Here is a 12,770-nt window from a genome sequence, read left to right as displayed (position 1 = left end):
AAAAAACAATGCCAAAATAGGTACTCTACCTAGACGATGTTTTTCGCTTTTATAGGTCAGATCAACGAGTAACTGGCATTCATCAGGTATTCAGCCATTTCCAGAATTTTTGGATTACGTTTCCTTCTATTTTCTCTTTCTTGACTGTTTTGTTTTTGCTTTTTTTCTTTTTTAGAGGTTGGGTTTGTGTAGTAGCTTTTACTTGAGAAAGATAGAACTCAGCACGTGCTTTTTTTTCTTTTTTCAGCTTTTGCTCTTGTCTTCTTTTCTCTTCTTTCTGCTTTCTGATCCTTTCTGCTTCTACTGGATTGAGGTTGGATTGCGGTCTGTTACGTGGGTTTTTGTGGGATGGTCTTTTGCTTCTTTCTCTTTTAGGACCGCTGGTATAGATGATCTTGTTGGGATCGAGTGGTTTTTCGTCCTGCGCAATTTCTTTTTTGGTTTCCTTACTTTTTGGTTCAGGGAGATCAATTTTTCCTTTGATGGTAAGTCCCTGCAGTGCTTCAGCTTTGCGAGCCTTGATAATCTCTACAGACTCATCTCTAGCGGCGAGTTCAGTCCATGCCTCGATGAGGGTGCCGTCTTCAGCTTCGATTGGTTCATAGTCTTTGGTCTGGGTTGTTTCTGTTCCAATCTCTTCTGTTTCCTGAACGCCATCGTTTGGACTTGTTTCTTTCTCGACTTGAGCCAAGACCTTTTCCTCGGTGCCTGTTTCCTCATCTAGGGTTGCTTCTGTAGCTGAGGGTTCTATTTCTTCGGTGACGGTAGGTTCTGTTATTTCATCTATGACTGGAGCAATTTCTTCTTCAATTACTTCATGCTCAATCGTCTCTACTGCAGCAGGACTACTTGCTGGCGTGGGTTCTGGGATGGATTCAGTTTCAATGAGGTCTGCCGCCGTGTAGCCATGCGCTTTTAGTGTCAGTTCGATCGTTTCTTCTGATAGTTTGGTGTGGGTATTTTGTGGCAACTCAATACCTTCGCTCAACAGGAAGTTGGACAACTGAGTGGGTGTAACTTTTATTTTTCTGGCTAGGGAACTTAATCTCATATTCTATACATAGGCACTAAAGAATGGCAAATATAGCAGTCACGGTAAAATATCAGTACAAATACTTCAAGTAGTATCAAAAGAAGAGAGAAATACGGGATGTTTTTTTAAGTATTTCAGCCTAGAAGCTTCTAGATTGTTGTCCTTGATTATCACGGAGATAGAAACAGGCTTCTTCATTTGACCAATTAGCCCATGGTCTATGGTAGAAATCAAACTGGTCAAAGGAGACTGATCATCACTCAAAATCATTGCGCTGTACACCTGGAAGTGCACCAATAGTGATTCGATCAATTGAATGATCAAATCTTCGTGCCCGTGTTTTGCATACACATAATCGAATGCGAGGAAAGCATAGTTGGCTTGGATCAACCTGCGAAAAATTGGTAATCGCCCTAAGAAATTGAGAAGAAAACGACCACTGATACCTGGCAAACTATGAATTTTCCATTTTTCTGGGTTGGCTTGGATGCCCGCTAGAATTTCACCATTCTGGGACTTGATTACAAAGTAATTGTCCTGGTAGAAGAGATTCTCTTCGGTGTAGAATGAGTAATCTGCATATTGTTTTTTCAGGAGTTGTCGGATGACAATATGATCCTCTTTTGTACTTACTTGCTTGAAATCTACTCTCTTTTTGGGAAAGACTCTGCCAATGATATGTGTGGTGAATTGACGGATTGGTTGGAAACCAAATTCCTCACAGAGCAGGGCAGACCGTGCATTGTTGGGATCGACGTAGGCGTAGAAGATGTTGCTTTCTCCAGGCACACTTCCTAGCCCTGTCCCAGTCAGCATCTCGTGAATTTCTGATTTGATCAGACTGTTTTTGCTGCGTGGGGTATTTGTTTTTCTGCGTTGGATTCGGAATTGATCAAGAAGTGAAAAGTAACGGACATAGTAACTTTTGATAGCTTGCTCCTCCAAAATTGCTTCACGCTCACAGAAACAACAAGTACTGAGCAGTTGCTCAGCCTTCCATAAAGTAGCAAAATGTGCTTTGGGGATATGTGCTAGTTTTTGACGGGTTGAGAGCTGTTGATATACTGGAGACTGCTGGGGTGTGCCAATCAGGTTTTTGGAGAGGAAATTATTTATTTCTTCGCTGGCTGTCTGGGTGGTTTGGATGATGCGGAGTGACATACTACAAATATGCGTGTATTCTACGAATCATGAGATCAGTACAAATTATCCTACCACGACGTAGGCTTATAATCCTTCAGGAACTTCCCACACCAGTGTTTACCAGTATTGATGCCGTCGAATAGAGGATCCATCACACGAGCTGCTCCATCTACGATGTCTAATGGTGGCTGAAAGTCATGCAGTTCTTCTTTGCGTCGTGCCAGTTCTGCAGGATCTTCGTCTGTCACCCAGCCTGTATCTACGGCATTGGTGTAGATGCCGTATTTGGCAAAGTCTGATGCAGCAGTGAGGGTCATCATGTTGAGTGCAGCCTTGGCCATGTTGGTGTGTGGATGACGGTCCTCTTTGTGAAACTGGTGGAATTTTCCTTCCATCGCCGATACGTTGATGATATGTTTCATGCCCGTGTCTTCTTTTTTCATGAGATTGACCAGGCGGTTGCAGAGTACGAAGGGGGCAACAGAGTTGACCAGTTGTACTTCCAGCATTTCGTTGGTTGGGATTTCGCCCAACTTCAGTCTCCAGCTGTTGGTTTTTCTCAAATCCACCTGCTGCAAGTCTGCATCCAGTTGTCCATCAGGGAAGACTTCCGCTGCAGTGAGTGAATTGTCGATGCTGTAGGGGATCTGTGACAATTGTGCAGAGGCACTCAAGCCTATGCCCAGTTGTTTGCCATGCCAAGTGACGGGCAGGTTTTTGCCCTGACCTTCTGCAAATCCCGCACTGAGTTCTCTCAACTCATGGAGACAGGCTTCATGATCCGCCAAGAGCTCCTGTGCAAATGCTGGCAACTCGCTAACAGTTCGTCCTTCGTTGGGCATCAGGTGTTGATAGAACCCAGCAGGACGTCGGACAGTCTGTGCGGCATTGTTGATCAATACATCGAGGCGATCATAGCGCTGCTCGATGAAGTTGCAAAATATCTCAACACTAGGGATGTGTCGCAGATCTAGCCCGTGGATTTTGAGTCGATGACCCCATTCGGGGAAATCGGATTCTTTGGCGAAGCGCAAGGCAGAATCCACCGGAAAACGAGTCGTGGCAATCACGGTAGCACCAGCACGGAGCATCATCAGTGTAATATGGTAACCAATTTTGAGGCGAGATCCAGTCACCAAGGCTACTTGACCGCTGAGGTCTGCCGTTTGAAATCTCTTGGCATAGTTGAAGTCACCGCATTCCTTGCACATGGTATCGTAGAAGTGGTGGAGTCGGTTGTACACCTGTTTGCAGACATAGCAGCTCCGCGGTGAGTTGAGTTCTACTTCTTTATCGGCTTCTGCACCCGTCAGTGCAATCATAGTTGGCGCGACAAAGACGCTGGCTTCTCTGGCACTGCGGATGCCGGTATTGTTTCGTGCTTGTTTGTCTTGAATTTTGACTTGGCTCTTGATGATTTTCTTAGCACCTTTTTTGCGAATCAAAAGTTCTTCTTTGCTCGGTCGGGACAATTTTCCAGCAGCTATGAGCAGGGCCTGACGTTTTTCTTTGGGGATGACAAATATTTGATCGGTATCCTCATTGAGTGCTTCCAAAATAGAAATACACTGGTCGATCTGATCTGGAGACAGTTTGTTGGATGCCTCTGGCGTTTGCTTTGTCATGGGGTGCTCATTTGAGAAGCGCAAAAGTAGTGATTTTTAGTCGACGGTTTACAGTCGATAATCAACTGTGAGTGGTGGTAGAATCACAGGACCTACGGGGAGAGAAATTCACTTTAACATTCTCAATTTTACATTGATCATTTTTGATTAATTTTCTGCCCTACCCAAGGTTTGTGACACACAAGCTTTTTTGTAAGTTACGAGGTGTGTGCTGTTTTTTAGTCGACGGTCAACTAATATGCTAAGACCAAACAATCTGCAAACACCCCAGTCAATGAAACCTAGGCAGAGAAAACCAAACGGTTGTGCCTTGGTTGATTTGGCTTTCAATCCAGATTTTGCCTTTGTTTCTATCGATGAACTCCTTGCAAAGTTTGAGTCCCATCCCTGTACCAGTTTCATTGTCAATTCCTGGTGTGGATAGGTGGTTGTCCATGGCAAGTGCTTTGGAGGCTTGGGATTCACTCATGCCCATGCCTGTATCACGGATGCCTATTTCTAGCATGTCATCATCGGTATTGCCAGGGACTACCGTGATGCTCCCACCACCAGGGGTGAATTTCATGGCATTGGAGATGAGATTTCGGAGGATGGTGTGCGTCATGTTGATGTCTGCAAATGCCAGCGACTCATGAGGCAAACTCTGGGTCAGTTCTATTTTTTTACTTGCTGCTTTTTGCATGTAGATAGAGATGCTGTCATCCACCAGTTCGTGTAGGTTGATCAGCTGAGGAGAGTATTTCATGACACCAGAGTTGGCATTGGCCCAGTTCAAAAGGCTATCTAGTAGGAGATAGGCTTGTTTACCACTCTGGTAGAGATTGTGCGTCACTTCTGACACATGTTTTGGACTCATTTGCTCACGGTTGTTATCCAATACTTCTCCCAACTGGTAGAGGTTGCTCAGTGGTGCTCTGAGGTCGTGCGCTATGATCGAATAGAATTTGTCTTTGCTTGCATTCAACTCTTGAAGTTGAAGGTTGTCGCTTTCTATTCGTTCTTGGTCTTGTTCCATGAGTATCAGCAACAGGGAGATTGAAACCAGAAAAGACACCAAATACATAGACATATAGGTGATGATCTGAATGCTGCTGTTAGAAAATAGAGCTGCTTGATTGTCTGCAGAGGAAGCCCATAGTACACGAAAGGCAAATAATAAAGCCAGCACAAGGAAAAAGTAAGATATCAGTTTTTGAGTCCCTCCTTTGGTTTGATCCATGATGAGCACAATGGCTCCACCTAGAAAAAATAAGCTAATAAGGGCAGAGCTAACAATGACCCTAATATGATCCGCACTGTAGGCAAACGAGTAAAACAAAATTGAAGTCAACAATGGAAGGAAACAGAACTTTAGGAGGTGTATCTTTTCAAACGGCTTCTTGGCAAAGCGAATGCAGTAGATTTCAATGTATAGGGTGAATTGCACCAGTATGTTGGCAATCACGATTGAATAACCATCAGAAATATTGCCTCGCAGGGCTAGAAGTATCCACTGGATGACTCCAAAAAACTTAGCCAACATGAACAAATGTAGAATGGAGACCTTGTTCTTATACAATAAGGTGTAAACGGACAGGAAAAGTAGGGTGAAGAAATTTCCTGCAGAGAAAAACAGAAACAAGGTTTTGACATCCATGTCCATAAGTGTCGTCGATTAGATCCATGACCAGACTCCAAAACCGATTGAAAAGCAATCAATAGTAGGTACTTTATACACTATTGATGGCACAAGATAGCCAAAATAGGGTTTAATAGAATGAATGTCAGTGAATTAATGCAAAGGTCAGTGATCGTGAATTTGAAGGTTCAACTTCACTTTTTTGCAATGGGTAGCTTGCCTGAGAGTGCCCATTCGGTCCATGACCCATCATAGACTGACTTAGGACGAGGGTCGATGAGTTCATGTGCCAAGAGGACAATGCAGGCTGTCAGCCCAGACCCACAAGAGAAGATCAGAGGCTTGTTACCCACTTCCTCAAAGACTTTTTTGAGTTCGGTTGGGGATTTGAAATGACCATCTTGGAGCACAGCTTCGAAGGGGATATTGATAGAATGAGGGATGTGACCACTGCTGAGCCCCTCACGTGGTTCGGGTGCTGTGCCACAAAACCTCCCCTCAGACCGAGCATCTATGACGCATGTGCTTTGATCATCGAGGTTGGTCAAAATGTCATCAGTGTATTTGACTGCCGAGGGATTGAATCTTGCCTGAAAATCACCTGTGCTTTTGGGTGAGGTCAATTGAGTTGCTGTTTCATATCCTGCATCTATCCAAGCTGGAAGACCGCCATCGAGTACCGAGACATGTGCATGACCCATTGTTTTGAACATCCACCAAACTCTCGGACTCGCATAGATGCCAAGGTTGTCATAGACTACTATTTTGCTCTCTTGGCAGATACCTAGCTCGCGTGCAGCCTGTGCAAATGCTTCGGGTTGAGGGAGCGTGTTGGGTAGGGGGCTGCTCGGATCACTAAATTGTCCAGCCAAATCAAACAAGTAGCTGTTGGGGATATACTTACCTATATAATCCGATGACAATCCTGATTTGTTGCTTTTGGGACTCGCATCTAAGATGACCAAGTGGGGATCATTGAGATGAGCATTGAGCCATTCGCTAGTGATTGTGGGAGTATTCATAGGTCTTTTTGTTTGTGGTGTTTGGGATAAAAATACGAAGGTTTGTTTACTTCTGATACTTACTAAAAAGCTCTATCGTGTAGTCCAACAATTCTGGTCCACCTGCCTGTCCATGCCCAGGGACGATGTGTTTTGCTTCAGGGTATTTTTCTTTGATGGCTTGGACCGTTTGCGACCAAGCGCTCACATTTCCATCATCGACATAGCCTTCACCCGCATTCAGTTCTTTGACGAGGCATCCGCCAAAAAGTACCCTTTCTGCAGGGATGTAACTTACAATATTGTCCGTAGTATGTCCTTCACCTATGAATTCACTGATGATTTCCTTATCCCCCAGTTGCAAGGTGATGTTGTTGTCAAATCCATTGGCCGGAGCAGTGTAGCCTGCCTCGATGGCTTTATAGATTGTCTTGAAGGTAGAATAGGTAGAGATATTCGATAAATGAAAGCGGTCAATACCTCCGAGGCAGTCCTCATGAAAATGGCTCACCACCAGTCCAGTAATCTTGAGACCAGATTTGATTTGGAGCCAATTGATCAATTCCATCGTGGCAGAATCTGTGGTAGGGGTATCAAATACGATAGCTTCTCCATCATGGATGTAAACGAGTCCATTGCAGGCAACTTTGCCAAAACTCTCTGTCTCCAAGTAAGAGACATGGACGAGGGTATTGTCTGTCAATGTAGATATTTTCAACTGGTCTGACTCGTGAATGACCTTTGGGCCGCAGCTTGCTAGGTAGATTCCTATTACAAGGCAGTACATACTTATTCTCATGCTGAAAGTTGATTCGAATTGACGAATTTTCATCCTTTATTCAGAGATTAATTTTTTGTTTTGCTTCGTCCAAACACCAGCCAAATACCCCATCGGGATATAGGCTATGAGTAAATCCAACACAATAAACCAAATAGGAGTGGGTAGCATCCATACATTGGCGATCCCCCCAAATAAGAAGAATATCCCAATAGCGAGTGTGAATTTCATTTTGTGACTAGCGGCAATCAGACCCGCAATGACCGCACCTGCCAATGTCCCCAAGGCATGCGCTAAAAAGGGCATGATGAAATGCTTGGGCTCAAAAAGATGGATGGAGGCTTGTAGTCCTTCCATAGTGGTGACGTCAGCACCTTCTGGTGGCGGAATTAACTCCCCACTTGCCATGACTATGCCCATATTGACGGCACTACCGATCATGACGCCTGCTATAATGGCAAGGATGTTTTTGATAGTTGGATTCATAATGGAAGGTTTTTAGGTGAATGATGAAAAACAACGTGTCATCTAAAATAATGAATTCTGCTTATATTGGTGACTTATATGGATAACCTACATCAAAAATTGTTTGAAGAAAAACTCCTTGACGAACAGCCTTTTCGGACATTGGAAGCCATTCATTCCAAAAAACTAGTTTCATTGTACTACGAACTGCGGCTGGTGCTTTATCTCGGGATTCTATTATTTACTGGAGGGGTGGGCTACATCGTCTATCAAAATGTCGGTGAGATTGGACACTACGCTATGATGCTTTTGTTGGCTGTCGCGATTGGTGTTGGTGGGTATTACATTCGCCAGCATGCCAGGCCCTATTTTTCGGGGGAAGTGAAAGTGGAACATATCTATTTTGACTATGTCTTGGTACTCGTTGCTTTGTTGATTATTTCCCTGTTTACCTATGTGCAAGTGTATTTTGACTTGGTGTGGCTGCTACTCAAATGGACTTCTGTCATCAGTGGTTTGTTGTTTGCCTATATGGCGTATCGCTATGATAGCAAGATAGTTTTGTCTCTGTCAATTACAGCATGGGCGGCAGTGTTTGGACTGAGTGTGTCACCAGTAGATTGGGTCAATGGTGAATGGGTGGATACAATTTCAATCTACACTTTGGCGCTGTATTTTGGCTTGTTTTTGTTGGTGTTGGGCATTGTGATGGAGAAGATGGATATCAAAAAGCACTTCATATTTACCTACCACAATTTTGCTTTGCTGCTCATTTATTTTGCTGGGTTGGCGATGATGTTTGATTGGTTTGAGAGTGCTTGGGTAGCATTTGTGCTATTGGTGTTTACTGTATTGGTGGCGTGGCGTAGTTGGAACCAACGGGTGTTCTTGTTTTTTCTCTATTCATGTTTTGTGGGATACATCGCATTGAGCTTCCTGATTTTTACGGCAGGAGAAGAAATATGGGAATTTGGATTCTTCTATTTTCCTGCGAGTTGTATTGCTGGAGTGATTCTTTTGGTCAAGAATAGAACGCATTTTTCTGACGACAACTGATATGGTGGCATACGACCTAGAGGAGGTAAGAAAGAAGCTTTCGCTCTCCAAAATAAAAACATGGTATAAGCAGGGATGGATCAATGAGGAACAATGGTCAGTGATACGTGAGCAATATCAGACAAAGTTGTATTCGCCCTCAGTGATCATGCGGATTTTGCTGTTTGTAGTGACGTTGATTGGGATTTCGACTGTTTTGACACCTTTTGCTTTTGCATTTGAGATAGACAGTGAGATTGGCATCCGAGTGATGATGGTGTTGGTAGGGATAGCTTCGTTGCTTTTTACGGAGTTGAAAATGATCAAGGATAGCCATCATTACAAGTCTGGTGTCACAGAGGCAGGCTATTATGTAGGTGGTTCATTTTTGTTTCTTGGCGTATTGGGTTTCGACATGGAATCAGAGTGGGTTTACATCGCTGTGGCATTTTTGTTTTTGGTGGGGGCGAGCATCCGCTACATGGATTTGTTGGCGTTGGGAGCTGCGGTGTTGTGCTTTGTGTACTTGCTGTTTTATGTTTTTACATCCGTGATCGCCTTCCTTCCTTTCCTAGTGATGATTGTTTTTGCAGGCTTGTTCTTTCTCAGTCAGCGATTGCAAAAGGTGGTGGATGGGTTGATATGGGAGGATCATTTCATCATTTTCGATACGATGGCTTTGATGCTGATTTATTTGGGAGGCAACTACTTTGTGGTGCGAGAAATGAGTGTAGGTATGTTGGGCGTAGAGGTGTCAGAAGGGGGCGACATACCCTTTGCCTTTCTGTTTTATGCTTTTACTTTTTTGATACCTGTTGGTTATTTGGTTTGGGGGATTGTCAAGAAGGAAATTCTATTCATTCGGGTAAGTCTGTTGACTTTGACCCTTTCTGTGATCACGATCAAATATTACTACGGTTTGGATTATCCAGAAGTGACTGTTACCATAGCTGGTGCTGTCATGATTTTAGCGGCTATTGGGGTGATGAATTACCTCAAAATTGACCGCAAGGGTTTCACCAGAGAACCACTGGTTCAGAGCAAATGGGAGAATTCAGATATGACTGCTTTCATTGCGTCCCAAACTTTGGGAGGACACCAGATCCAAGATGATGGTTTCAGCGGCCAAGGTGGCACCTTTGGTGGAGGTGGTGCGAGTGGAGAGTTTTGATTACCAACCAGACAACATCGATTAAGATGTTTTAATTCTCTAATCTAAGCAAAAGATTAATTGATCAGGGCTGCATTGCAATCTCTCCGTCTTGGTGAGGGGCTCGAACCATCAGATAGGCTGTGCTGATGCCTCGGTGTTGCTTGTAGCCCTTCGAGTACCTTAGGGTGACAAGTTGTGAACCTCAGTATGACAAGGTGAGATTCTCGGTCTACAAGGTTTTCTCGAATTGGTAGTCATGACTATTCATTTTTTATCAATGATCTGTCAAAAAGAGACTACAGACAAATGGAAGTAGGGTTGAACTGGTGGCCAACAGATTTTGCCAATGTGAGTTTGAACTTTCGGTACGTAGAAACGATTCACTTAGCAGTCACAAGACAGACGACAGGATTGAATACACGTATCCTGTTGCTGCTAAATTGACAGTTGGATTTAACCTTTGTCACTGTGACCTAGACTCTTGTCGGGAGCAATATGGTCTCGTACGAGCTGTTTGAGCTCGGTGATTTCGGGGAATCGCCCTTGTTCCTTGCGAGAGAAGATGAGCTTGTCGTTGACGTAGACATTGTAGATGCCACCCGTACCTTGTCGGAGGGTCACCTCATCCAATTCTTCATCAAATGTAATCAAGAGCTCTTGTGCCATCCAGCTAGCACGCATCATCCATCTGCACATTTTGCAGTATTCAATTGTTACGTTGTGCTTGCTCATGATTCTAGGTTGATGAAATACTGTGGTTATACATTCATCGCCTCCTTGTCTTTGGAGAACTCAGTCCAACCTAGTGCTGCTGCGCCCAAGACTGCCGCATTTTTATCCATCAATGAGGAGGCTCTGAGGTCTACTTGATTCTTAAATGGTTTGAACATTTTTTCCTCCATGTAGTGCTTGGCGGGTTCTAGGAGATAGTCCCCAGCTTTGACCAATCCCCCAAAAAGGAAGATAGTCTTAGGACTCGTGTGCAACACAGTATCAGCCAGTTTTTGACCTAGTATTTTACCAGTATACTCAAATGCTTTGATGGCGATGAAATCATGATTTTTGGCTGCATCGGTGATGACTTTGCCATCTATTTGGTTGTAGGGAATGTCTCTGAGTACACTCGGGCGAGTGTAATCCGCCATCAATTTGGATACGGTTCTTTTGATGCCTGTAGCAGATACGTAGGTTTCTAGACAGCCTTTGCGACCACAGGCACAATGACGACCGTCAGGGTTCACACTCACGTGACCGATTTCACCAGCCATGCCAGAGTAGCCATAGACCAATTTGCCATCTACAACGATACCACTACCTAAGCCCGTACCTAAAGTAAAGACCACAAAGTCCTTCATGCCTTTGGCTCCACCAAAAAGCATCTCGCCGAGTGCGGCTGCATTGGCATCATTGGTCAGTGCAACTTTGATTTTAAATTTATTTTCAAAGAGCTCTCTGAACTCTACGATCTCGCCCCAATTCAAGTTCGGAGCGTGTTCAATCGTACCTCGGTAATAGTTGCCATTGGGAGCACCCACTCCCGCACCTATGACCTGGTTGTTTTCAATCAATTCATGAACATGGCTGTGCAATAGAGTCAAAAATGCATTGATATCAGCGTCAGCCTGAGTTGGGAATGAGCCTTCGTTTGTCACGTTACCTTCTTGATCAACGAGACCATATTTGGTATTAGTCCCTCCAATATCAATTCCTAATACGTATTCAGCCATATTTTTCTTATTTTGAGCTTCCAAAAATAGATCACGATCAAGAAGAAAAGGAACATTGGAGATTTTTTTTAACCTGTTTAGTTGGATTTGGGATTGGAAAGTTGAAAATGTATGAGTTAATGTATTGGTAATGAGTAGAATTCGGTCTTTAGTTTTCTTTCTTAAAATAAGTGTTGCACAAAAAAATGTCTAATCGATCATGCCTGTAATTGATAAGTCAACTTATGGAAATTTTCTTTCTCCCTTGAGAAGTGGACACCTGGAGACGATTTTCCCAAGTTTATTTAGGGAGATTAAGGATGTGCGTTTTACGAGAGAGCGGATCAATACACCAGACAACGATTTTCTGGATTTAGATTGGCTGCAAGGGCAGTTCAACAAACTGGTCATTATTTCTCATGGATTGGAGGGTAGTACAGAGCGTCACTATATCAAAAGCTGTGCGAGGTATTTTCATCAGCGAGGCTATGATGTGTTGGCGTGGAACTATCGGTCGTGTGGTCAGGAGATGAATCTCAACTTGAGGCTGTATCACCATGGAGTGACAGACGATTTTGAGACGGTCGTGAATTATGCAGTAAATACACGACGGTACAAGAGGATAGGGTTGGTGGGGTATTCGATGGGAGGGAGCACTACCTTGAAATACCTCGGAGAATATGGCGCGAGTGTACCCAAACATGTCGTGGCGGCAGCCGTATTTTCAGTCCCTTGCAACCTTTGGAACAGTGCACATCAATTGACTTTTCGAGGAAATATCTTCTACAGAAAGCGGTTTCTCAAAAAACTGATTGAGAAAGTCAAACGAAAGCATGAGCAGTTTCCAGACCTGATTGACATCACGGGTATAGATGAGATCCATTCGTTTAGTGTGTTTGATGAGAAGTACACAGCTCCCATTCATGGTTTTCGCTCAGCGAGACACTTTTATGAATCGGCTAGTTCTGACCTACATTATCACAGTATCAAGGTTCCGTCTTTGATAGTCAATGCGATCAACGACCCCTTGCTGGGAGGGCCTTGTTATCCGTACACGATATGCCAAGAGAGTAAATTTCTCACACTAGAGACTCCTAAGTGTGGTGGACATGTAGGTTTTCGACTGAGAGGAAAAAACTACAGTTGGATGGATCAGAGAGCATTTGAGTACATCGATAGCTATATGAAGGATTGGTCATTGCATTGACTATGG

At 43.8% G+C, this 12,770-nt stretch carries 12 protein-coding genes; 3 read left to right on the top strand and 9 right to left on the bottom strand.

What is annotated here, in order from left to right; translation table 11 throughout:
• Positions 1-82: 82 nt before the first annotated feature.
• The 7 genes from N6H18_RS00765 to N6H18_RS00735 form a co-directional block, all read right to left on the bottom strand.
• Entirely contained in the window at positions 83-1,051 is a 969-nt protein-coding gene (locus N6H18_RS00765; protein WP_262309942.1) for a hypothetical protein, read from the bottom strand.
• Between the two features lie 66 nt (positions 1,052-1,117).
• Positions 1,118-2,194 (bottom strand): hypothetical protein, encoded by a 1,077-nt coding sequence (locus N6H18_RS00760; protein WP_262309941.1) that lies wholly within the window; start codon positions 2,192-2,194, stop codon positions 1,118-1,120.
• Between the two features lie 50 nt (positions 2,195-2,244).
• Entirely contained in the window at positions 2,245-3,801 is a 1,557-nt protein-coding gene (locus tag N6H18_RS00755) for an SDR family NAD(P)-dependent oxidoreductase (RefSeq protein ID WP_262309940.1), read from the bottom strand.
• Between the two features lie 271 nt (positions 3,802-4,072).
• A complete protein-coding gene (locus N6H18_RS00750) occupies positions 4,073-5,437 on the bottom strand; it encodes a sensor histidine kinase (RefSeq protein WP_262309939.1) in 1,365 nt (454 codons plus the stop codon).
• Positions 5,438-5,613: 176 nt separating this feature from the next.
• The gene (locus N6H18_RS00745) at positions 5,614-6,441 is read right to left on the bottom strand and encodes a sulfurtransferase (RefSeq protein WP_262309938.1); all 828 of its coding nucleotides are present in this window, start codon (positions 6,439-6,441) and stop codon (positions 5,614-5,616) included.
• Positions 6,442-6,487: 46 nt separating this feature from the next.
• Positions 6,488-7,219: a subclass B1 metallo-beta-lactamase gene (gene bla / locus N6H18_RS00740; RefSeq protein WP_262309937.1), complete on the bottom strand. Its 732-nt coding sequence runs from the start codon at positions 7,217-7,219 to the stop codon at positions 6,488-6,490.
• Between the two features lie 36 nt (positions 7,220-7,255).
• A complete protein-coding gene (locus tag N6H18_RS00735; RefSeq protein ID WP_262309936.1) occupies positions 7,256-7,684 on the bottom strand; it encodes a hypothetical protein in 429 nt (142 codons plus the stop codon).
• A gap of 78 nt (positions 7,685-7,762) precedes the next feature.
• Here N6H18_RS00735 and N6H18_RS00730 point away from each other — a divergent pair, with 78 nt between their 5' ends.
• Together N6H18_RS00730 and N6H18_RS00725 are read left to right on the top strand one after the other, a co-directional pair.
• Complete coding sequence (locus N6H18_RS00730; RefSeq protein ID WP_262309935.1) at positions 7,763-8,719, top strand: DUF2157 domain-containing protein; 957 nt, start codon at positions 7,763-7,765, stop codon at positions 8,717-8,719.
• Between the two features lies 1 nt (position 8,720).
• Positions 8,721-9,869, top strand: a complete 1,149-nt coding sequence (locus tag N6H18_RS00725; protein ID WP_262309934.1) for a hypothetical protein — start codon at positions 8,721-8,723, stop codon at positions 9,867-9,869.
• A gap of 435 nt (positions 9,870-10,304) precedes the next feature.
• Here N6H18_RS00725 and N6H18_RS00720 read toward each other — a convergent pair whose 3' ends face one another.
• Together N6H18_RS00720 and N6H18_RS00715 are read right to left on the bottom strand one after the other, a co-directional pair.
• Positions 10,305-10,583, bottom strand: coding sequence for a SelT/SelW/SelH family protein (locus N6H18_RS00720; RefSeq protein ID WP_262309933.1), 279 nt, complete (start codon positions 10,581-10,583; stop codon positions 10,305-10,307).
• A 26-nt stretch (positions 10,584-10,609) separates the two neighbouring features.
• Positions 10,610-11,578 (bottom strand): ROK family protein, encoded by a 969-nt coding sequence (locus tag N6H18_RS00715; RefSeq protein WP_262309932.1) that lies wholly within the window; start codon positions 11,576-11,578, stop codon positions 10,610-10,612.
• A 199-nt stretch (positions 11,579-11,777) separates the two neighbouring features.
• On the opposite strand from N6H18_RS00715, the gene N6H18_RS00710 reads away from it, so the two are divergent.
• Positions 11,778-12,764: a YheT family hydrolase gene (locus tag N6H18_RS00710; protein WP_262309931.1), complete on the top strand. Its 987-nt coding sequence runs from the start codon at positions 11,778-11,780 to the stop codon at positions 12,762-12,764.
• Positions 12,765-12,770: the final 6 nt, after the last annotated feature.

This window comes from Reichenbachiella agarivorans, from assembly GCF_025502585.1.
GTDB classification, from domain to species: Bacteria; Bacteroidota; Bacteroidia; order Cytophagales; family Cyclobacteriaceae; genus Reichenbachiella; species Reichenbachiella agarivorans.
The sequence above is the reverse complement of the archived record's forward strand: the minus strand, read 5'-3'. Positions and strand labels throughout refer to the sequence as shown.